Annotated in this window: 14 protein-coding genes; 8 read left to right on the top strand and 6 right to left on the bottom strand. The window is 68.6% G+C overall.

Annotation, left to right across the window (positions count from 1 at the left end; translation table 11 throughout):
• Positions 1 to 54 precede the first annotated feature (54 nt).
• Positions 55 to 3987 (top strand): AMP-binding protein, encoded by a 3933-nt coding sequence (locus KOF26_RS16660; protein ID WP_216327824.1) that lies wholly within the window; start codon positions 55 to 57, stop codon positions 3985 to 3987.
• Positions 3988 to 4001: 14 nt separating this feature from the next.
• Here KOF26_RS16660 and KOF26_RS16665 read toward each other — a convergent pair whose 3' ends face one another.
• Positions 4002 to 4943, bottom strand: a complete 942-nt coding sequence (locus tag KOF26_RS16665; protein WP_216327827.1) for an aspartyl protease family protein — start codon at positions 4941 to 4943, stop codon at positions 4002 to 4004.
• A 328-nt stretch (positions 4944 to 5271) separates the two neighbouring features.
• Here KOF26_RS16665 and KOF26_RS16670 point away from each other — a divergent pair, with 328 nt between their 5' ends.
• From KOF26_RS16670 to KOF26_RS16680, 3 genes are all read left to right on the top strand, one after another.
• Positions 5272 to 8127: a TonB-dependent receptor gene (locus KOF26_RS16670; RefSeq protein ID WP_253201548.1), complete on the top strand. Its 2856-nt coding sequence runs from the start codon at positions 5272 to 5274 to the stop codon at positions 8125 to 8127.
• A 48-nt stretch (positions 8128 to 8175) separates the two neighbouring features.
• Entirely contained in the window at positions 8176 to 8919 is a 744-nt protein-coding gene (locus KOF26_RS16675; protein WP_216327830.1) for a glutaredoxin family protein, read from the top strand.
• An 85-nt stretch (positions 8920 to 9004) separates the two neighbouring features.
• Positions 9005 to 10297, top strand: a complete 1293-nt coding sequence (locus KOF26_RS16680; RefSeq protein WP_216327832.1) for an MFS transporter — start codon at positions 9005 to 9007, stop codon at positions 10295 to 10297.
• 107 nt (positions 10298 to 10404) lie between these two features.
• Here the strand turns inward: KOF26_RS16680 and KOF26_RS16685 are convergent, their stop codons facing one another.
• On the bottom strand, positions 10405 to 11073 hold the full coding sequence (locus KOF26_RS16685) for a hypothetical protein (protein ID WP_216327834.1): 669 nt from the start codon (positions 11071 to 11073) through the stop codon (positions 10405 to 10407).
• A gap of 170 nt (positions 11074 to 11243) precedes the next feature.
• Between KOF26_RS16685 and KOF26_RS16690 the strand changes: the two genes are divergently transcribed.
• Both KOF26_RS16690 and KOF26_RS16695 read left to right on the top strand, forming a co-directional pair.
• Positions 11244 to 12563 (top strand): Nramp family divalent metal transporter, encoded by a 1320-nt coding sequence (locus KOF26_RS16690; protein ID WP_216327836.1) that lies wholly within the window; start codon positions 11244 to 11246, stop codon positions 12561 to 12563.
• A gap of 9 nt (positions 12564 to 12572) precedes the next feature.
• Positions 12573 to 13550 (top strand): bile acid:sodium symporter family protein, encoded by a 978-nt coding sequence (locus KOF26_RS16695; protein ID WP_216327838.1) that lies wholly within the window; start codon positions 12573 to 12575, stop codon positions 13548 to 13550.
• Positions 13551 to 13555: 5 nt separating this feature from the next.
• On the opposite strand, the gene KOF26_RS16700 is transcribed toward KOF26_RS16695, so the two are convergent.
• From KOF26_RS16700 to KOF26_RS16715, 4 genes are all read right to left on the bottom strand, one after another.
• On the bottom strand, positions 13556 to 14158 hold the full coding sequence (locus tag KOF26_RS16700) for a PEPxxWA-CTERM sorting domain-containing protein (RefSeq protein WP_216327840.1): 603 nt from the start codon (positions 14156 to 14158) through the stop codon (positions 13556 to 13558).
• A gap of 282 nt (positions 14159 to 14440) precedes the next feature.
• Entirely contained in the window at positions 14441 to 15610 is a 1170-nt protein-coding gene (gene purT, locus KOF26_RS16705; RefSeq protein WP_216327842.1) for a formate-dependent phosphoribosylglycinamide formyltransferase, read from the bottom strand.
• Positions 15611 to 15644: 34 nt separating this feature from the next.
• Positions 15645 to 16853 carry an FAD-dependent oxidoreductase gene (locus tag KOF26_RS16710; RefSeq protein WP_216327844.1) on the bottom strand — a complete coding sequence of 403 codons (1209 nt, stop codon included), beginning with the start codon at positions 16851 to 16853 and terminating at the stop codon, positions 15645 to 15647.
• A gap of 15 nt (positions 16854 to 16868) precedes the next feature.
• Entirely contained in the window at positions 16869 to 17942 is a 1074-nt protein-coding gene (locus KOF26_RS16715) for a calcium:cation antiporter (protein WP_216327846.1), read from the bottom strand.
• A 185-nt stretch (positions 17943 to 18127) separates the two neighbouring features.
• On the opposite strand from KOF26_RS16715, the gene KOF26_RS16720 reads away from it, so the two are divergent.
• Both KOF26_RS16720 and KOF26_RS16725 read left to right on the top strand, forming a co-directional pair.
• Positions 18128 to 20128 carry a serine hydrolase domain-containing protein gene (locus KOF26_RS16720; protein WP_253201549.1) on the top strand — a complete coding sequence of 667 codons (2001 nt, stop codon included), beginning with the start codon at positions 18128 to 18130 and terminating at the stop codon, positions 20126 to 20128.
• An 11-nt stretch (positions 20129 to 20139) separates the two neighbouring features.
• A complete protein-coding gene (locus KOF26_RS16725; protein WP_216327849.1) occupies positions 20140 to 21729 on the top strand; it encodes a serine hydrolase in 1590 nt (529 codons plus the stop codon).
• Positions 21730 to 21767 lie beyond the last annotated feature (38 nt).

Below are 21767 nucleotides of genomic sequence, written 5' to 3' on the forward strand. Positions count from 1 at the left end.
ACCGGCCAGGATTGAACCCGCCGCCGCCCTGTGCGATGGCCAGCCGGCCGGACGATGAAGAGGTCGATTGTGAATTTCGTTTCGAAACCTGACTTCGCCGGGCGGCGCTGCTCGTCCAACCAGGAAAGATATGTCAAGGCCTCTCTTACCAGTGACAACAGCTATTATCTTCCAATAACTTTCCTCGTCGAGCAATCAACGGATATAGATCGAACTGTCCAGGCAGTTCATCGCGTCGTCTTGGCGGAGCCGGCCCTAAACGTCACGATCCGTGCCGCCGGGGGGCATTTCGTTTGTGCGGCGCCGTCCAGCTCGCCGGTCGCCTGCCAGATTGAAAGCGGCCCTGTCGATGCCGAAGGGCTGGCCGAGCGCATCGCCGCATTCGTCTACGCCCCCCAGAACATCCTCGGCGCGCCGACCTGCAAGCTCCACGTCGCCCGGCTCGACGAGCCGGAGCGCCGAACCGCGATCACCATCGCCCTGCATCACGCCGTCGCCGACGCGATCAGCCTCGGCCTGTTCGCAGAGCGCGTCTCGCAGGCCTGTGCCGGGCTGCCGGCCGCGGCACCGGCCGGGCGGGATTATTTCAGCCTGTGCGACCATTATGGCCTGATGCCCGGCGAGTGGCATCCGGCCGACGTCCATTACTGGGCAGGCGCGCTGCGCACCGCGCCGGACGATTGCGGCCAGTTGCCGCTGTTCGCGGGCAGCGGCTCCGCCGGCGGCCAGCGCGCGCGGGTGCAGCACCGGCTCGGCGCCGACGACATGACGGCGACGGCCGCGGCGGCGGCGCGGGCCGGCGTCACCGTCTTTCAGTTCCTCTTCGCAGCCTATCTGCTCACCCTCGCCCGCCAGACCGGCGCCGCGGCGGCCTGCGCCACCTTCCAAAGCTCCGGCCGGCACGGCAAGCCCGACATGGATGGCGTGATCGGCGAATTCTCCAACGCCCTCCCGCTGTTCGCGGCGCCGGATGCGGATCACGGGTTCGACGATTTCGCGGCGACGATTCGCGCCCATGTCCGCGCCGCGCTCGCCCATGAAAAGCTGCCCTATGACGAGATCATCCGGCAGACCGGCTTCCATCCGCGCTTCGGCATCAACTGGTATCCGGGCACCGAGACGCTGACGCTCGACGGGCGCGCCTATCCGGCCCGCCACATCGTCGAGTGGCAGTCCGATTACGACCTCAACCTGCACTGCATCCGCGACGGCGACGGGCTGAGCCTAGAAATGTCCCACCCGGCCGGCGCCGCGCGCGGCGAGCGGGCCGCGCTCGTCCTCAGCCAGATGGCGGCGCTGCTGGCGCAGGTCGCGCGGGATGGCGCCACGCCGCTGCGCGATATCCGGCTGCCTGGCCCGGCGCTGCCCCCAGCGGCGGTGAAGGCGAGCATCCCCGAGACGCTGTGGGACAGGTTCGCCGGCACCGCCACGCGCCAGCCGGACGCCGAGGCGATCTCGGCCGGCGGCCGCGCCATCAGCTATGGCGAACTCCTCGCCCTGGTCGAAGCGGTGGCCGCGGCGCTGGCCGCGAACGGCGTCGGCCCGCGGACGAAGCTCGCCATCCTCGCCGATCGCGGGCCGGAACTGATCGCGCTGCTGCTCGCCGCGAACCGGCTCGGCGCGGTTTTCGCCATCTACGATCCCGCCTATCCGCAGGCGCGCATCGAGGTGATGAACGAGGTGTTCCGGCCGGATTTCCTGCTGCACGCCGACGCGCCCGCCGCAGCGGCGCGGATCGTCGGCGATATCGGCCTCCAGCCGCTCGATGCCGCCGGCGCCGCCCCGCTCGCGCCGGGCGTCGATTATGTGCTGTTCACCTCCGGCACGACCGGCCGGCCGAAATGCGTCGCCACTGCCGCGCACGGGCTGTTGTCGTTCATCGGCTGGCATATCGCCACCCACGGCTTTGGCCCCGGCTCCCGCTTCTCCCTGCTCGGCGGGCTCGGGCATGATCCGATGCTGCGCGATGTCTTCACCGGGCTGTTGTGCGGCGGCACGATCTGTGTGCCGCCGGCGGAGTTCCGCGACGATCCGCGGCGGCTGTTCGACTGGCTGGCCGAGGAGCGCGTCACCGCCGCCCACCTTACCCCGCAGATGAGCAAGCTGATCGCGATGGGACGTCGCGACCGGGTGCTGGCCGACCTGGCCCATGTCTTCCTCGGCGGCGACAAGCTGCACCGGGCCGAGGCCGAGGCACTGTTCGAGGCCGCGCCCAATGCCCAGGCGAGCGTGTTCTACGGCCTCACCGAGACTCCCCAGGCCGCGGCGATGTGGCCCGTCGAGCGCACGGCGAACTGGCAGGATGCGCCGATCGGCCGCGGCGTCAACGGCCGGCGGGTCACCGTGCGGCGGGCGCACGCGGACGCTGGCTATGGGGAGGTGGGCGAGATCACCGTCGAGGGTTCGGACCTGTTCCTCGGCTATTACGACGCCGGGGCCGGCATGACCGGCCTCGCCGACGGTCCGATCCGCACGCTGGCGACCGGCGACACCGGCTATTTCCTGCCCTCCGACGAGATCGCCATCGTCGGCCGCAAGGACGATCAGGTGAAGATCCGCGGCTATCGCGTCGAGCCTGGCGAGATCGCCGCCTTCCTCCGCGCGCAGCCCGACGTCGATCAGGCGGCGATTCTCGTCGAGCCGATGGCCGGCGGGGAGAACAAGCTGCTCGCCTATGTCACGCCCAAGGCCGGCGCCGCGCCTGATCAGGCCCGGCTGACCGACGCCTGCGCGCGGCAGCTGCCCAAGCATATGATGCCGCACGCGCTATTCGTCCTCGAGGCGCTGCCGCTGACCATCAACGGCAAGCTCGACAAGGCGCGGCTGCCGCGCGAGCCCGAGACGGCGGCCGATGGCGACGTGGTCGATCCGGCGACGGAGACCGAACTCGCCATCGTCGCCGAGGTGCGCCGCACGCTCGGCGCCCGCACCGTGTCGATGACGAGCAACGTGCGCGATCTCGGCGCGGACTCGCTCTCCTATCTCAACCTGATGCTGGCGCTGGAGAAAGTGGTCGGCACGCTGCCGGACGATTGGGACGAGCGGCCGCTGCGCGATCTTGCCGACGGCGCCGGCGAGCAAGGGCGCTTTTCCGCGGTCGAATCGACGATCCTGATGCGCGCCATCTCGATCATGGCGGTCGTGGCGGGGCATTTCGGACTGATCGCGTTCGGCGGGGCGACCTCCGCCCTCTATTTCATCGCCGGCCACAGCTTCGGCCGCTTCCAGGTGCCGTCGGTGCTGCGCGAGAACAGCGTTCGCTCGATCCTCAAGACCATATTCCAGGTGGCGCTGCCGACGCTGGCGGCGATGCTGGTCCAGCAATTCTTCTTCAGAAAGCCGACGCCGATCACCTGGCTGTTCCTCGGCAATTTCGTCGGCCCGAACGTGGCGGGGGGCTTCTCCTACTGGTTCGTCGACGTGCTGATCCAGATGATGCTGGTCATGGCCCTCCTCTTCGCGCTGCCGGCGATGCGGGAGGTGACGCGACGACGGCCGTTCGAGACCGCCTTCCTGTTCACCGTGGCGAGCTTCGCCATCGCCGCCCTCGTCGAGGCCGTCTGGGATACCTCGCCGCTCTACGATCGCGTGCCGACCAGCAAGATCTGGCTGATCGGGCTCGGCTGGTGTCTCGCGCAGAGCCACGGCACCGGCCAGCGCATCGCCGCCACCGCCCTCGTCGTGGCGCTGCTGGCGGTCGACTGGATGCTGGGACGGGAAGCGCAGCCGCTGACCCTGGCCGCCTTCGCGGTGATCCTGCTCGTCGACCGGATCAGGATGCCGCGACCGATCAGCAAGGCCGTGGCGATGACCGCCGCCGCCTCGCTGTTCATCTATCTGGTGCATTTCCAGCTGCGTTCGCTGAGCGCGAAGCTGGGCGGGCATCCCTATTCGGACTGGGCGGCAGCGGCCGTCGCGATCATCGTCGGTATCGTCTGCCAGAAGCTGTGGGATGCCGTCGTCGGGCGCGTGCGACGCCCGGTCTAGGCTTGTGCCCAGGTCTAGTCTTTGAAGACGATGTCGGCGGCGCTGCTGCGGCGGAGCTGGAAGCGCACCTTCTTGTCGCGGAAGTCGAGCAGGACGCGGCGGAAGCCCTGCAACACGTCGGTGCCGATCAGCATCGCCGGCACCTTGGAGACGCCGAACAGCGCGAACGGCGGCGCGTCGGTGAAGGCGACCGGGACGTTGCGCATGTCGACCCCGCCGATGCGGATGCGCGGCATCACCGCGAGATCGGCCACCGTCGCCTGCCCGGTGACGCTGATCAGCGTGATCGGCACGGTCGGCGGCGGGTTCTTGCGCTTGGCGAACACCTTCTCGCGCAGCGCGGTGTTGCCGATCGTCACCTGCGATCCGGTGTCGATGATCGCGTAGATCTTGTCGCGGTCGATATCGGCCTCGGCAAGGATCAGCTGGCCGAAGCGGCGCCGCGCCGTGACGACGATCTCGTCCTCGTCCACCGGCGGGGCGCGGCGGCCGGCCAGCACCGTCATCGTCGTCTTCTCGAAATCGAGCAGCACGCGCTGGTTGACGAGCGCGTCGACGCCGAGCAGCCCCTGCGCCCCGATATAGGTCTCGCTGAGCGCCGGGGCGTGGATGCCCTGGATGGTGTTCGAGCCGACCTGCAGGCTGGATAGCTGCACCGTGTTGACCGAGCGCGCGCCGGCCATGCCGTGCAGCCGGACGGTCTTTCCCGGCGGCAGGGACAGCCGTTCGGCCAGCGCATCGCCGATCACCGAGCGATCGGCGCCGCTGTCGATCAGGAAGCGGAACGGCCCCTTGCCGTTGACGCTGACCGACACCGCCATGCGATTCATGATCTCGCGCAGCTTGATGCTCTCGTCATCGGGGCTGAGCGCGTCGGCAAGGTCCGAGCCGGTCGGGTTCAGGGCGGACATGTCGCCGGGGGCGACAGGCACGGCCTCGCCGGGCTTGCCGGCCAACACCGGTGGAGCCGCCAAAATCAGCGCTAATGCTGCACCGATGCTGCACCAGGAACGGACCATGATCCATGATACGCCGAGTCCGTGCGGTGCAAAAGCGAATTACGCACTGTCCGCGCGGGCATGCTGCCGTTCCCGCGCGCTTTTATGCCAGCCATGGGTCGCGGACGGCGCCACGCCGACCCCGCCGCGCATTCGCGACAGGCTGGATTCATGAGCGCCCCGCCAGAAAAGTTTCGGCCCTGAAATCCGCGGACGCATCGCCGCGCTAACGGGGACGGACGAGGCGAGTAAGCGGGTGACGGCAATGCGTTTGTATCGCGGTGGGATGTTGACGGGCGGTCTGGTCATGGCGGCGCTGCCATGGGCGGCGCTCAACGCGCAGACGCCGCCGGCCGCATCGCCGCCGGCCCAGCCGGATCGCGCCAGCCAGAGCCCGCCCGAGCTGGACACCGGCGGCGAGGAGGATGTGGAATCGATCGTCGTCCAGGGCCAGCGCCCGCCCGGCTCGGTGATCGGCGATATCCAGCCCGAGGTGACGCTGTCGCCGGCCGACGTGCGATCCTATGGCGTTTCCAATGTCGCCGACCTGCTCAACGAGCTTTCCGCGCAGACCGGCCAGGCGACGAACGGGCCGCCGGTGGTGCTCCTCAACGGCAAGCGCATTTCCGGCATGTCGGAAATCCGCAACATCCCCACCGAGGCGATCCTGCGCACCGAGATCCTGCCGGAGGAGGTGGCGCTCGAATATGGCTACAACCCCGACCAGAAGGTGGTGAACATCGTGCTCCGGCGGCGCTTCCGCGCTGTCACCGGCGAACTCGAAGGGGCCGCGACCACCGATGGCGGCGGCGCCCGCGGGGAAGGCGATGCCGATCTGTTCCACGTCCGCGGCGACACGCGGCTCAACCTCGACGTGGAATATACGCGCAATGCCGGGCTGCTGGAGAGCCAGCGGGACGTCACCTCCCGCGCCGTCGGGCGACCCTATGATTTCGCCGGCAACGTCACCAGCCCCGACGGCCGCAGCGAGCTCGATCCGGGGCTGAGCGCTCTGGCCGGCACGCCGGTGACGATTGCCGGCGTGCCGGCCGGCGCCGCTGCCGGAGCGCCGGCGCTCGGCGATTTCGTCGGCGGGGCGGGCGTCGCCAACGTCAGCGACGTCTCGCCCTATCGCTCGCTCAGCCCACGCTCCGACGCGCTCTCGATCAACGCGGTGCTGGCCCACCCGATCGGCAATGTCTCGGCGACGCTGAACGGCACGTTCGACGCCACCGGCAGCCGTTCGCTGCGCGGGCTGCCCGGCGCCGGGCTGACGCTTCCGGCGGGCAACCCCTTCTCGCCCTTCTCCGACGACGTGATGCTTTATCGCTACCCGATGGGCATCGATCCGCTGACCCAGCGGACGAGCGGCGAGACCGGACATATCGGCACCACCCTGAATGGCCAGATCTCGTCCAGATGGCGGTGGACCTTCACCGGCACCTATGATCGCGCCGCCTCGCGCACCAGCACGGAGCGCGGCATCGACGTTTCCGCCATCCAGGCCGCGCTCGACGCGAATGATCCGGCGCTCAACCCGTTTGCGGCGCTCCCTGCCGGCATGATTCGCACCACGGCGCCGGATCGTGCCCGCTCGCTATCCAACGCCGGCGATGTCGAGCTGATGATCAACGGCCAGTTGTGGCGGCTGCCGGCCGGCCCGATCACCACCACCGTCCGGGTCGGTGGCACCGTGACCGGCTTCGATTCCACCTCGACGCGCGCCGGCCTCGCCAGCAGCGCCAGCCTGTCGCGCAGCCAGGGCGAGGCGCGCATTCATTTCGACCTGCCGATCCTGAAGCGCGAGAGCCCGATCGGCGCCTTTACCGCCAACGTGAATGCCGGCGTCGTGCCGGTGTCGGGCTTCGGTACGCTCGACATGCACGGCTATGGCTTCAACTGGCGGCCGCGCACCGGGCTGAGCGTGATCCTGTCCGTCACCGATACCGGCAGCGCGCCGAGCATCCAGCAGCTGGGCAATCCGCAAGTGCTGACGCCCGGCGTGCGCGTGTTCGACTATCGCACCGGCACCACGGTGGAGGTGACGCGGCTCGACGGCGGCAATCCCGATCTCGAGGCCGGCAACCGCAACGTCTTCCGGCTCGGCCTGAACTGGAAGCCGATCCAGAACACCGACCTGACCATCGTCGCCAATTATCAGCGCATCGTCACCCGCGACACCGCCTCCTCCCTGCCAGCCCCGACCGCGGCGATCGAGGCGGCATTCCCGCAGCGTTTCGTGCGCGACGAGGACGGCGCGCTTATCCGCATCGACAACACCCCGATCAATTTCGACCGCGAGACGCGCACCCAGCTGCGCTGGGGCTTCAACTTCTCCCATCGGCTGCGGTCGGACACGCAGAAGCTGATCGCCGCTTATCGCGCCGCCGGCATCGCCCCGCCTGGGCGGCGGCAATTCCCCGGCGCCGCCGGGGGCCAGCGCCCACGGGGCGAGGACGGCGCGCCTGCCCAGGGCCAGCAGCAGCAGCAGGCTCAGGCGCAGGGCGATCAGGCGCCGGTCAGCCGCCCGGCGGGCGACGGCGCCCCGGGCGCGCCGGGTGCGGGCGGCGGTTTCGGCGCAGGGCCGGGCGGCGGCGGCCGTCCGGGGGGCGGCTTCGGCGGCGGGCGCGGCGGCTTTGGCGGCGGACAGGGCGCGCAGGGCGGCCGATTGCAGTTCGCGCTCTATCATACCTGGGTATTCCGCGACGACATCCGCATCCAGCCGGGCATGCCGGAGCTGGACCTGCTCGGCGGCGACGCGCTGGGCAGTTCCGGCGGCATCGCCCGCCACAAGCTGGAGGGGCAGGCCGGCTATTCCAACAATGGCCTGGGCTTCCGCCTCACCGCCAACTGGCAGAGCGCCACGTCCGTTCGCGGCGGCGCGGGCAGCGTCGGCAATCTCGATTTCTCGGACCTGACGACGCTCAACGCGCGCCTGTTCGCCGATCTTGGCCAGATCCCGTCGCTGGTGAAGCATCGCTGGGCGCGCGGCATGCGGCTGACCCTGTCCGTCGACAATATCTTCAACCAGCGGCAGGATGTGCGCGACGAGGCCGGCAACACGCCGCTCGCCTACCAGCCCGCCTATCTCGACCCGATGGGCCGAACGGTGAGGCTGACTATTCGCAAGCTGTTCTTCTGAGGCCGGGCGGCCCCTATATCGCGCGGGCTGACGAGGAGCCGCCCCTTCATGAATGCCCCGCAACGCCGTACCGCCACCGTCTATCGGATGGTGCTGCCCGACCATGTCTGCCCCTATGGCCGCAAGGCGCTGCACCTGCTCGCACGCAAGGGTTTCGCCGTCGAGGATCGCCCGCTGCTGACGCGGGCCGAGACGAACGCCTTCAAGGCCGAGCATGACGTCGGGACGACGCCGCAGATCTTCGTCGATGGCCAGCGCATCGGCGGCTATGATGACCTGCGGCGCTGGTTCGGCCAGCGCCTGCCCGAGCCCGGCGCTACCAGCTATCGCCCGGTGATCGCGATCTTCGTGATGACGGCGCTGATGGCGATGGCCGCCAGCCTCGCCACCCTGGGATCGGCCTTCACGCCGCGCGCCGCCTTCTGGTTCATCGCCTTCAGCATGTGCGTGCTCGCGATCCTCAAGCTGCAGGATGTCGAGCGCTTCTCGACGATGTTCCTCAACTATGATCTGCTCGCCCGGCGCTGGGTGCCCTATGCCTCCATCTATCCCTTCGCCGAGGCGCTGGCCGGCGTGCTGATGATCGCCGGCGTGCTGCCCGGGCTAGCCGTCGCGGTGGCGCTGGTCATCGGCTCGATCGGCGCTGTCTCGGTGTTCAAGGCCGTCTATATCGACCGCCGGCAACTCAAATGCGCCTGTGTCGGCGGGTCGTCCAACGTGCCGCTCGGGCTGGTGTCGCTGATCGAGAATGTGATGATGGTCGGCATGGCGCTGTGGATGCTGGCGATGTGAGCGGCACGCGCGCCGGGCGGCGCGGACAAGCGCGGCCCGAGATTGGCGATTGCGGATGCTGCCTCCGGCAGGCACAACCCCACGGATGAACAATCCCGACATCGGCGAACGGACCCTCTCGCGGATCAGCCGGCAGCTCATGCCGCTGCTCTGCCTGATGTACCTGATCGCCTATATCGACCGGCAGAACGTGTCCTTCGCGAAGCTCGAGATGGTCGACGCGCTCGGTCTGTCCGAGGCGGCCTATGGGCTGGGGGCGAGCCTGTTCTTCCTGGGCTATTTCCTGTTCGAGGCGCCGGCCAATATGATCCTCGCCCGGGTCGGCGCGCGCGTGTGGTTCGCGCGGATCATGGGCAGCTGGGGCCTCGTCACGCTGGCGCTCGGCTTCACCCAGAACGCGGCGATGTTCTATGTGCTGCGCTTTCTGCTGGGCGCGGCGGAGGCGGGCTTCTTCCCGGGTGTGCTCTACGTGCTGACGCTCTGGTATCCAAAGGCGCGGCGCGGACAGATGGTCGGCTGGTTCATGAGCGCCAGCGCGGTGGCGAGCGCGGTCGGCTCGCTGATCGGCGGCGCCTTGCTGGAGCTGGATGGCGTGGCCGGGCTCGCCGGTTGGCAGTGGGTCTTCGTGGCGACGGCGCTTCCGGCGCTGCTGCTGGTGCCGCTGGTGCTTGCCAAGCTGCCGAGCGGGCCGGGGGAAGCGCGCTTCCTCAGCGCCGACGAGAAGGCGTGGCTCGCCGCCGAGCTTGCCGCCGAGGCCGGCGCCGCGGCGCCGATGAAGGGCGCGGCGTGGCGGGCCCTGCTCGACAGGCGTGTGCTGCTGCTCGCCGCGCTCTATTTCGGGCTGCCCCTGGGTGCCTATGGGCTGAGCTACTGGCTGCCGACGATCGTCAAGGGCTTCGGCGCCACCAATCTGCAAAATGGCGCGATCAACGTCATCCCGTGGGCCTGTGTCGCGCTCGCGCTGGTGCTGGTGCCGCGTCATGCCGCCCGCCATGGCGCGACGCGCTGGCATATCGTCGGGCCGATGCTGATCGCGGCTGCCGGGCTGATGGGCAGCGTGCTGCTGCCCGGCGTGATCGTGAAATTTGCCTGCCTGTGCGTGGCGGCGGGTGCGGTGTTCGCCGCCCAGCCGGTGTTCTGGACGGTGCCGCAGCGGCTGCTGACCGGCCCCCATGCCGCGGCCGGGCTCGCCGCGATCAACTCGATCGGCAATCTCGGCGGCTTCGTGGCGCAGAATGCGGTGCCGGCAATCCACGACGCCACCGGCAGCAACCTCGCGCCGATGGCGGTGCTGTCGCTGGCGCTGGTGATCGCCGCGGCCGGGTTCTTCTTCACGCTCGGGCGGATCGGGGACCTCGGCGGAGGGACGCGCCGCTGAACGACGAAGCGCGACGCGCCCCCCCCCGGAGCGCCAGCGATCGCGAATGGGCCGCTGTCGTTCGCAAGGCGGCGGCGCCGCCGCTGCGAACGACAGCGGGGCGGTGCTCAGCGCTCGGCGAAGCAGAAGATCAGGCCGTCGCCACCGGTCGAGATGAGATCGGGCTGGGAGCAGCTCTTGCTGCTGTGCGCCGAGTTCCACGAGGTCGGATAGTCGCCGCCGCCGGTGCGGTCGAAATGGCCGACGCGGGTCTGGCCGGCGCCGTTGCTCGTCCAGTTGCCGCAGGTGAGGTCACCGGCGAGCGTGCCGTCGCGGTTGCTTCCGGTCATGATGTCATGCTTGTTGGGGGTGTCGCCGCGGCCGTTGACGCTGTTGCCGCGCTCGTCGAGGCCGGTGGCCTTGTTGATCGGGCTGCCCTCGCGATGCAGATCGGCGACGTCGCGGCCAACCTGCTCGCCACGGGCATTGTACCATGGCCCCTTGCCGATACGGTCACGGGCGTTGACGGCGGGCTGGCCATTGGCGGCGGTGGCGCTGAGATAGGCGCGCCACACGCGCGAGGCCGGCGCGCCGGCAGCGGTGGCGCGATCCTTGCAGAGCTTGTCGGCGCCCGCGAGGCCGCCGAGATTGCCGCCCTGCCCGCTGCCGGTGCTGGTGATGAAGAAGCTCATCTTGGCCGGATTGGCCGGCGGCTGGGCGTTGCCCTGGGCCAATACCGTCGTCACGCCCGCAAGGGCGGCGGCCGTTGCCGCCGCAATCAGGATCGCCTGCTTCATCCTCTTTCTCCTTTTTTTTGTCGAGCCCGAACATAGCCTAACACGCCCCGCCGCCCCTGTGACGTTTTGTTGCTGCGGCCGCCGTCACAGGGAAATTCCTAGAACGCTCTCGGGAACACTTGCACCGCGAGGCAGGCCAGCGCAGGATAATTCCTCTCCGGGGAGGGGCGATGCGTTTCCGACTGCCACAGGTGGCGACCGCGCCCTTCTGCCCGTCCGAGGTGCGGGGGAGCGTCGTCGTGCCGGCGGGGCTGTCCTTTCTCGGCAGGGCGCTGCGCTCCGCCGGGCCGGGGCTGCTGGTCGCGGTCGGCTATATGGACCCGGGGAATTGGGCGACCGATATCGAGGCCGGCGCGCGCTACGGCTATGACCTGCTATTCGTGGTGGCGCTGTGCGGGGTGTCGGCGATCCTGCTGCAATGTCTGGCGATGCGGCTCGGCATCGTCGCCGAGCGAGACCTCGCCCGCATGGCGCGGGAACGCTACAGCCCGGCCGCCTGTCGCGCGCTCTGGATCCTCGCCGAGATCGCGATCATCGCCACCGACGTCGCCGAGGTGCTGGGCAGCGCGCTCGCCTTCAAGCTGCTGCTCGGCGTGCCGCTATGGGCGGGCGTGCTGCTGACCGGGCTCGACACGGTGATCGTGCTCGGCCTGAAGGGCAGCGGCTTCCGTCAGGTGGAGGCGATCATCCTCGCGCTGGTGACGACGATCGCCTTGTGCTTCGCCGCCCAGCTGGTCATCGCGCCGCCGGATGCTGCCGGCATCCTCGCCGGGCTGACGCCGGACCTCGGCCGGCTCGGCGAGACCCATGCCCTCTACCTCGCCATCGGCATCCTCGGCGCGACGGTGATGCCGCATAATCTCTATCTCCACTCCTCGATCGTGCAGACGCGGGCGGCGGGCCCCGGCGCCCCCGCGCACCGCGAGGCGATCCGCTTCGCGACGATCGACATCGTCGTCGCGCTGCTGCTCGCCACGCTGGTCAACGGCGCGATCCTGACGCTGGCGGCGACGACCTTCCACGCCAGCGGCCATGCCGGGGTCAACGACATCGAGGACGCCTATCGCCTGCTCGCGCCGATCACCGGGGCGGCGGCGGCAAGCCTGCTGTTCGGCATCGCCCTGTTCGCCTCCGGCCAGAGCGCGACGTTCACCGGCACCATCGCCGGGCAGATCATATTGGAGGGCTTTCTCGACCTCAAAATCCCGTGCTGGCAGCGCCGCGTGATCACGCGCGGGCTGGCGCTGGTGCCGGCGCTGATCGGGGTGGTCTGGCTGGGCGATCATGCCGTCGGCCGGCTGCTGGTGCTGACGCAGGTGATCCTGTCGGTGCAGCTGCCCTTCGCGATCTATCCTTTGATCCGCTTTACCAGCGACCGCGGGATCATGGGCGAGCATGCCAATGGACCGGGCATGAGGATCGTCGCATGGACGCTTTTCGGCGTGATCGCGGCGGCCAATGTCTGGCTGCTGCGGGGCCTTCTGGTCTAGAGCCGCGGCGTGCAGAGGCTCCTGAAAACCTATCTCGATCCATTCCTGGTCGCGCTGATCGTGACGGTGGCGCTGGCCTCGGTGTTGCCGTGCCGCGGACAGGGCGCCGTGGTGGTCGACCATGTCGCCGACGCCGGCATCATGCTGCTGTTCTTCCTCCACGGCGCCAAGCTGTCGCGCGAGGCGATCCTTGCCGGACTGCGTAACTGGCCGGTGCATCTCGCCGTGCTCGGCTCAAGCTTCGTGCTGTTCCCGCTGCTCGGACTGGGCATCGCCAACATGCCGTTCGTTCCCCCCCTCGTGGCGAGCGGCATGCTGTTCCTGACATTGCTGCCGTCGACGGTGCAATCCTCGATCGCGTTCACGGCGATGGCCGGCGGCAATATCGCCGCGGCGGTGTGCAGCGCGTCGCTCTCCAACCTGCTCGGCATCATCATCACGCCGCTGCTGGTGTCGCTGTTCATGCACCTGTCGGGAGGGGGGATCAGCGCGGGCGCGATCGAGACGATCGCGATGCAGCTCCTCCTGCCGTTCCTGCTCGGCCATGCCTCGCGCCGGTGGACGATCGGATTGCTGAGCCGGTACAGGTTCGTCCTCGGCTTCGTCGATCGCGGCGCGATCCTGATCGTCGTCTATTCGGCGTTCAGCGCGGCCGTGGTCCAGGGCCTCTGGCACCGGCTGTCGCCGGGCATGCTGGCGGCGATCGCCCTGCTCTGCGCGGCGCTGCTCGCGCTGGTGCTGGCGGCGACCTGGGCGATCGGGCGGCTCGGCGGCTTTTCACGCGAGGACGCCATCGTCATCCAGTTCTGCGGATCGAAGAAGAGCCTGGTGTCGGGGGTGCCGATCGCCGGCGTGCTGTTTCCGGCCAGCCAGGTCGGCATGGTGATCCTGCCGCTGATGATCTTCCACCAGATCCAGCTCATCGCCTGCGCGATGCTGGCGCGGCGCTACCGCGTCCGGCAGGGGCCGGACGCGATAGCGGGATAGCCGCCTCAGGCGGTGACGGCGCTCAGCGCCTTGCGACGGCCACGCACGGTGGCGCCGACGAGGCCGAAGCCGAGCATCAGCATCACCCAGGTCGCCGGCTCCGGCACGGCGGAGGTGGTCGGCGCGCCGGATGCGAACAGATAGCCGCCGGAATATGCCTTTCCGCTATTCGCCGCGATGGCGCTGACGCCACCGGCGTCGGCGAGGATATGGAGATAGACGGTATCATTGGCGAGGTAGCCGGCATTCTTGCCCTTGCCGCCGCCGAAGTGCAGGCCGACATAGATGTCGCCGTACAGATTGCCGCCGGTGGTGAAGCTGGTCGGCGTGTAGCCTGACCCGACCGACTGGATCGCCGACTGCAGGCTGGCGCCGTTGAGGCCGAGGGCGGCGAGCGCATCGGCGGTGTAGACGGCGTTGCTGTTGTTCAGGTGATTCTGATCGTCATTCTTCCAGTAGGCGCCGACGACGGTACCGCCGGTGACGCTGATGCCGGCGTTCTGAACGAACTGGGCGACCTCAGCGCCGGTGAGATAGGTCGCGGCCTGCGAGGGGCTGGCGGCGAGAGCGGCGGCGGCGGCAAAAGCGGTGAAAGCAACTTTCTTCATGATACCCTAATCCAACCAGAGTCCTGAGATACCCCTTTCCAGCAAGAGGCGTGCCAATTGCCGTTTTCACAGCCTAGCCCACCAGAATGAAGACAAAGTTGCGATGATGCCGCCTGACATATGTACAGATGTCTGACATTCGCGGAAAATCGCCGTCGCTATTAACCATGGGTGGTAAGATTGACTTGCCCGGCGGCGCGGCCTCTCCTCCCGAGGGCCGGACGAAATCCCGAATTGGGGCGTAAGATTTCCCGACAAACCGCCAAAAAGTAAACGCGCGGGTCAGTTGTCGTAGTTGATGCGGACGCGGCTGGCGGCCTCCGCGGCAAGGCGGCGGGCGGCGTCGGTGTCCCCTGCCCGCGCCAGCGCCACGCCCATCCGCCGCCAGGGCCGCGTCACCGGCTTGCCGAACAGGCGGACGTCGATATCGCCGCCGGCAACCGCCAGCGCCTCGGCGAGGCCGGCATAGCCGAACGCCGTGGCGTCGCGATCAGCGAGGATGACGGCGGAAGCAGAGGCGCCGAGCAGGCGCGGCTGCGGCACCGGCAGGCCGAGGATCGCGCGGGCATGGAGATCGAACTCGCTCAGATCCTGCGAGATCAGCGTGACCATGCCGGTATCGTGGGGGCGCGGCGAGAGCTCCGAGAAGATCACCTCCTCGCCCTTCACGAAGAACTCGACGCCGAACAGGCCGAAGCCGCCGAGATTGTCGACGACCTTGCGCGCCATGTCCTGCGCGGCGGCGAGCACGGGCGCGGCCATCGCCGCCGGCTGCCAGGATTCCTGATAGTCGCCACGCTCCTGCCGATGGCCGATCGGCGGGCAGAAGCGGATGCCGTCGCGGGTGCGCACCGTCAGCAGGGTGATCTCATAGTCGAAATCGACGAACTGCTCGACGATCACCCGCCGCCGGTCGCCGCGCATGTTGGCGACGGCATAGTCCCAGGCGCGCGCCAGCTCCCCGGCGTCGCGGACCGTGCTCTGGCCCTTGCCCGAGGAGGACATCACCGGCTTGATCACGCAGGGAAAGCCGGTGTGCGCGGCGCCGGCCTCTGCCTCCGCCAGGCTTTCGGCGTAGCGATAGCGCGAGGTGTGCAGGCCGAGTTCCACGGCGGCGACCTCGCGGATGCGATCGCGGTTCATCGTCATCTGCGTGGCGCGAGCCGAGGGGACGACGACATGGCCCTCGGCCTCGACCTCGGCCAGCACCTCGGTGCGGATCGCCTCGACCTCGGGGACGATGAAATCGGGGGCGTGGCGGGTGATGGCGGCACGCAGCGCGTCCCCGTCCAGCATCGCGAACACTTCGGCCTCGTCGGCCATCTGCATCGCCGGCGCGCCGGCATAGCTGTCGCAGGCGACGACATGGCAGCCGAGCCGCTTGGCGGAAATGGTGAACTCCCGGCCGAGCTCGCCCGAGCCGAGCAGCAGGATCTTGGCGATGGCGGCCATGGTGTCTCCCTTTCGTCGGCCCCTTAGTGGCCAATCACCGCGTTGGGAATGCATCCGGCGAACGGACATGCTCAGGCCGGAAGCCGAGCCCGATGACGCGCGCCGGCAGCCGGCGCAGCAACCCGACACGGCCGAGCAGGCGGACGAGGAAGGGCGGTTCATCCATCGGCGTTTCGCCGGCCAGCGTCGGCGCGATGATCCTGTCCTGCGCCAGTTTCTGCATCGACTGGGTGAGCCGGACGGCGCCGATGCGGCGATCGCGCACGCCGTGAAGCAGCGGGTCGATATCCGCCCCGTCCAGCATCGGCGCGGCGAGGAGATTGGCGGCAGCGACAGCGTCCTGAACGGCGAGGTTGATGCCGACCCCGCCGATCGGCGACATGGCGTGAGCGGCATCGCCGATGACGAGCAGGCCCGGCCGATCCCACCGTTGCAGCCGATCGACCGTCACCGTCAGCAGCTTGACGTCATCCCAGCTCCTGACGGTCTCGCCCACGGCCTGCGTCTCCGGGCCGACGGCACGGACGCGGGCGAGGAAAGCGTCGAGGCCCTCGGCGCGAATGCGGTCGGCGCCGCCCTTGGGGAAGAGAAAGGCGCATTGCCAATAATCGCCGCGGTCGATCAGGACGAAGATGCGGCCGGTGTCGAACACGCCCATGCTGTCGTTCGCGGGCTGCATCTGCTTGGGGATGCGGAACCAGAACACGTCCATCGGCGCACCGATGACGCGGGCGGGGAAGCCGGCCCGGAAATGCGAATCCCGCCCGTCGGCAGCGATCACCAGACCGGCGCGGAATTCGCGTCCGTCCGCGGCGCGCCCGCCCCGCACCCGGCCCTGCTCCTCGATCAGGGCCGCCGCCTCGCAATTCTGGTGGAGGGCAAACACCGGATAGCGGCGCGCGGCATCGGCGACGAAATCCAGAAACTCCCATTGCGGCATCAGCGCGATATAGGGAGCGGCCACCGACAGGTGGCGGAAATCGGCGATCCTCACATAATGGCCGGCGATGCGCCCGCCGATCTCGTCGACACGATTATGCGGCCGGCGAAGCAGCGCGTCGAGCAGGCCGAGCTCGTGGAACAGCTCCAGCGTCGAGGGGTGGACGGTGTCCCCGCGAAAGTCGCGCAGGAAATCGCCATGCTTTTCCAGCACGATGGTGCGCAGGCCCGCGCGCGCGAACAGCAGCCCCGCGACCATGCCGGCCGGGCCGCCGCCGATGATGCAGATGTCCGCCGCGCTCATGCGGCGATGATAGGATCAGGGCACCAGAGTCGTGAAGACGAATACGCCGAAGATCACGAGATGCACCGCGCCCTGCAGCACGGTGGTGCGCGCCGCCGCGAGCGAGGTGCCCGCGACGAGCAGGGTGAGGAACAGCAGGACGGTGCTGCGCGCGTCGAGGCCGAGCGCGAGGTGGAAACCGCCGACCAGCGACAGGCCGGCCACCGCCGGGATGGTCAGCCCGATCGTCGCCAGGGCCGAGCCGAGCGCGAGATTGAGGCTTGTCTGCAGCCGGTTGGCGAGTGCCGCGCGCGTCGCCGCCACGCTTTCAGGCAGCAGCACGAGCCCGGCGATGACCACGCCGACCACCGCATGCGGCGCGCCCGCCGCTGCCACCGCCCGCTCGATCGCCGGCGCCAGCGCCTTGGCGAGCAACACCACCTCGGCCAGGCAGGCGACGAGCAGGATCGCCGAGATCAACGTCGCGCGATCGTCCGGCGGCGGCGCATGGGCGTCGAGGTCGGCGGCCGCGTCGTGCGGCGGCAGGAAATAATCGCGGTGCCGGATCGTCTGCACCGACACGAAGGTGAGATAGAGCAGCAGCGAGACGATGGCGACGAAGGCAAGCTGCGACGGCGCGTAGAAGGGGCCTCCCGCCGAAATGGCGAAATTGGGCAGCACCAGCGTGAGCACGGTGAGCGTGCTCAGCGTCGCCAGCGATGCGCTGACCCCGGCCTGCTGGAATGTCTGTTCGCGATGGCGCAGCGCGCCGATGAAGATGCAGATGCCGACCAGTCCGTTGAGGATGATCATCACCGCCGAATAGACGGTGTCGCGCGCCAGCGTCTCCGAGCCGGCCTTTCCTTGCAGCATCAGCGTCAGGATCAGGCCGACCTCGATCACCGTCACCGCCAGCGCGAGCAGGAAGGTGCCGAACGGCTCGCCGACCTTGTGCGCGATCAGTTCGGCATGATGCACCGCCGCCAGCACCGTGGCGATGAGCACCAGGCCGAGCAGCGGCGCCGGCAGCGCTACCACCCCGCCGAGCAGGAGGCAGAACAGACCAGCGAGCGGCGCCGCCCACACCCAGCTTGAGATGAGGTTTTTCATCGACGCACAGTTTCAGGCCCGGCCGGGGATTACAACGGCGGTTTCGTGACAGCCCGCGTGTCCGGTCGCGGCTCATTTTCCCGACAGGATGAATTATCCTGATTGGGCTTGCAAACGCCCTGGACTGGCTTCAATCTGCCATCAAGGCCCGGTGCGTGGGCGCCGCCGCCACCAAAGGGGATAAGATGATGCGCAAGCTCAGCGCCGCTGTGGCCGCAGCCATGGCATGTCTGACGAGTTTCGCCCTCGCCCAACAAAGTCCCAGCCTGTTGCCGCCGGCCTCGCCACCGACTGCGCCGACTGCCGTCGCCGCGCCGCCGGCGACGCCGGGCGGGCCCGCGCAGCTGAGCCGCCAGGACGCCGAGACGTGGCTCGACGGCTTCATGCCTTATGCGCTCCAGCGCGGCGACGTGGCCGGCGCGACGATCATCATCGTCAAGGATGGCCAGGTGCTCCTCGAAAAGGGCTATGGCTTTTCGGACGTGGCGAAGCGGGTGCCGGTGGATCCCCGGCGCACGCTGTTCCGGCCGGGCTCGGTCTCCAAGCTGTTCACCTGGACGGCGGTGATGCAGCAGGTGGAAGCGGGCAAGCTCAACCTCGATGCCGACGTGAACCAGTATCTCGATTTCAAGATCCCGCCCTATCAGGGCAAGCCGATCACGCTGCGCAACATCATGACCCACACGGCCGGCTTCGAGGAGCGTATCCGTGGGTTGATCACCAGCGACGAAAGCAAGATCGGGCTGGAGAAAGCCGTCAAGGCGTGGATTCCGGAGCGGGTCTATGCGCCGGGCACAACGCCTGCCTATTCCAATTATGCGACGGCGCTGGCGGGCTATATCGTGCAGCGCGTCTCGGGCGAGCCGTTCGAGACCTATCTCGACAATCACATCTTCCGGCCATTGGGCATGGCGGATTCGAGCTTCCATCAGCCGCTTCAGGCGCCTCTTCTGGCGCGCATGTCCAAGGGCTATCCGCGCGCCTCGGTGCCGGCCAAGCCCTATGAATTTGTGGGCCTGTCGCCGGCGGGGAGCCTGGCGACGACGGCAACCGACATGGGCCGCTTCATGCTCGCCCATCTCGGCGACGGCGCGATCGGTGACGCGCGCATCCTGCGGCCGGAGACAGCGCGGATGATGCACACCACCGCGCTGACCGTGGTGCCGCCGCTCCACCGCATGCTGCTCGGCTTTTACGAGCATGACATCAACGGCCATCGCGTCATCGCCCATGCCGGGGATACCACCCTGTTCCACAGCGAGCTGAACCTGTTCATGGACGACCATGTCGGCATGTTCGTGTCGCTGAACAGCACGGGCGCGCAGGGCGCGGCGGCGACGATCCGCTCGGCCTTGTTCGAGGGTTTTGCCGACCGCTATTTCCCCGGCCGGCCGGCGGATGGGGCGGTCGACGCCGCGACTGCTGCCGATCATGCCCGCGCCATGGCCGGCCTCTACGACGCGTCGCGCCGATCGCATGGCGGCTTCACCGCGGCGCTCGGCTTTCTCAGCCAGACCCGCATCGCCGAGGACGGCAAGGGCAGCATCGTCATCCCCGATTTCCGCACCTTCGGCGGCGCCACCAAGACCTGGCGGGAGATCGCGCCCTTCGTGTGGCGCGAGGTCGGCGGCCAGGAACGCATCGCTGCGACGCTGGTCGACGGCAAGGTGGTGCGCTTCAGCATGGACGCGATCTCGCCTTTTACCGTCTTCGATCGCGCGCCGTGGTGGCGCTCGACCGGGTGGCTGTCGCCCGCCGTCTACGCGGCGCTGGGTGCGCTGCTGTTGACGGTGCTGCTGTGGCCGACGGCGGCGATCGTGCGGCGGCGATTTGGTCAGCCGCTGGCGCTGTCGGGCCGGCCGCTGGTGGCGCGGCGCGCTGTGCGCGTGGCAGCCTTGCTGGCGCTGCTGGTGCCGGTGGGGTGGATGATGATCGTCCAGTCCCAGCTGAACTTCGCGCCGGAAGGCGCGCTCGGCGCCGAGCTGATCGGCATGTACCTCCTGACGCTGGTCGCCTTCCTCGGCGGGCTCGGGCTGGCGGCGTGGAACGCGTGGCTGATCTGGCGCGGCGGGGCGCAGCGAGGCTGGTTCGCCAAGGCGTGGAGCGTCGTGCTCCTCCTCTCCTTCTTCGTGCTGCTGTGGCTGGGGTGGGTGTTCGGGCTGCTCAGCTTCCACACCGAATTCTGAAGGACACCGGAATGAAGACTTTACTCCTCGCCGCGACGGCCGCCCTCGCCTTCGTCGCGGCGCTCCCCGCTAACGCCGCGCCGCCCCCAGGCTTCGATGCGCGGGTGGAGGCGCTGCGCAAGCAGTTCGGCGTGCCCGGCGCCTCCATCGCCATCGTCGAGAACGGCAAGACGACGCTCGCCAAAGGCTATGGCGTTCGTCGGCTGGGCTCGCCCGAGCCGGTGGGCGCGGACACGATCATGACGATCGGCTCGACGACCAAGGCATTCACCGCGGCCGACCTCGCGCTGCTCGTCGACCAGGGCAAGATCCGCTGGGACGACAAGGTGGTCGACCACATGCCCTGGTTCCAGATGTACGACCCGTGGGTGACGCGCGAGATGACGATCCGCGACCTGCTCGTCCATCGCAGCGGGCTGGGCACCGGCCAGGGCGACCTGTTGTTCGTGCCGCGCAGCAATCGCACCCGCAAGGAAGTCGTCACCGCGCTGCGGAACATGAAGCCGAAGAACAGCTTCCGCGGCGGCTATGCCTATGACAACATCCTGTACATGGTCGCCGGCCAGCTCATCGAAGAGGTGACGGGCGAAACCTGGGAAAAATTCACCCGCGATCACCTGTTGCGCCCGGCCGGGATGGCGAAATCCACCAGCGACGATGACGGCTTCGTCGCCAGCCCCGATCACGCCCAGCCGCACGCGCGGATCAACGGCGCGATCCGCGGCGTCGGCGATCAGCAGGTGCTCGACGAGCGCTCTACGCTGGCGCCGGTCGCTTTTCCTGCCGGCGGCCTGTCGGTCAGCGCCAATGATTTCGCGCGCTGGCTGACCATCCAGCTCGGCCAGGGCGCGCTGCCCGAAGGCGGGCGGCTCTACAGCGAGGCGGTGGCGAACGACATGTGGCGGCCGGTGGTGCTCACCGGCGGCGGCGGGCGGCGGCCGACCGGGCCGCTCGGGGTGCTGCAGCCGATGTTCAGCGGCTATGCGCTCGGCTGGAACGTTCAGGATTTCCGCGGCGTCAAGATGATCTCGCACAGCGGCGCTGTGTTCGGGTTCCTGACAATGGTCGTACTGGTGCCGGAGAAGAATATCGGCTTCTCGATCGTCATCAACAGCGAGGACGGCGTCTTTGTCCGTGGCCTCATGTACGAGCTGCTCGATCACTATCTAGGCTTTCCCAAGACGGACTGGGCGGCCATCTACGCGAAGAATTCGCAAGATCAGCGCACGCGCGCCATCGCCGCGCTCCAGACCACGCAGGCGACGCCGGCCAAGGTCGGCCCTTCCCTGCCGCTGCAATCCTATGCCGGCGATTATGTCGATCCCTGGTACGGGCCAATGACGATCCGCTACGCGGACGGCAAGCTGCGCGTCGATTTCACGCGGACGCCGGGCATGACCGGCACGCTCGACCATTATCAGTATGACAGTTTCCGCGCGGTGCTCGACGACAAGTCGATCGAGGCGCCCTATCTCAATTTCGGCATCGGCCCGGACGGCAAGGTGGAGCGGATCACGCTGAAGGCGATCTCGCCGCTCGCCGATTTCAGCTATGATTATCAGGATCTGCTGTTCACCCCCGTCGCGGCGAAGCGGCCCTGACCTGAAAAAGGGCGGGATGGCGCGCTGCCGCCATCCCG

The sequence above is a fragment of the Sphingomonas quercus genome (assembly GCF_018863195.1).
In the GTDB taxonomy this organism is placed as follows: domain Bacteria; phylum Pseudomonadota; class Alphaproteobacteria; order Sphingomonadales; family Sphingomonadaceae; genus Solisphingomonas; species Solisphingomonas quercus.

Coding starts and splice junctions, on each gene's coding strand:
- KOF26_RS16660 (WP_216327824.1), top strand. CDS start 55: ATGAAGAGGTCGATTGTGAATTTCGTTTCGAAACCTGACTTCGCCGGG.
- KOF26_RS16670 (WP_253201548.1), top strand. CDS start 5,272: ATGTTGACGGGCGGTCTGGTCATGGCGGCGCTGCCATGGGCGGCGCTC.
- KOF26_RS16675 (WP_216327830.1), top strand. CDS start 8,176: ATGAATGCCCCGCAACGCCGTACCGCCACCGTCTATCGGATGGTGCTG.
- KOF26_RS16680 (WP_216327832.1), top strand. CDS start 9,005: ATGAACAATCCCGACATCGGCGAACGGACCCTCTCGCGGATCAGCCGG.
- KOF26_RS16685 (WP_216327834.1), bottom strand. CDS start 11,073: ATGAAGCAGGCGATCCTGATTGCGGCGGCAACGGCCGCCGCCCTTGCG.
- KOF26_RS16690 (WP_216327836.1), top strand. CDS start 11,244: ATGCGTTTCCGACTGCCACAGGTGGCGACCGCGCCCTTCTGCCCGTCC.
- KOF26_RS16700 (WP_216327840.1), bottom strand. CDS start 14,158: ATGAAGAAAGTTGCTTTCACCGCTTTTGCCGCCGCCGCCGCTCTCGCC.
- purT (WP_216327842.1), bottom strand. CDS start 15,610: ATGGCCGCCATCGCCAAGATCCTGCTGCTCGGCTCGGGCGAGCTCGGC.
- KOF26_RS16710 (WP_216327844.1), bottom strand. CDS start 16,853: ATGAGCGCGGCGGACATCTGCATCATCGGCGGCGGCCCGGCCGGCATG.
- KOF26_RS16715 (WP_216327846.1), bottom strand. CDS start 17,942: ATGAAAAACCTCATCTCAAGCTGGGTGTGGGCGGCGCCGCTCGCTGGT.
- KOF26_RS16720 (WP_253201549.1), top strand. CDS start 18,128: ATGATGCGCAAGCTCAGCGCCGCTGTGGCCGCAGCCATGGCATGTCTG.
- KOF26_RS16725 (WP_216327849.1), top strand. CDS start 20,140: ATGAAGACTTTACTCCTCGCCGCGACGGCCGCCCTCGCCTTCGTCGCG.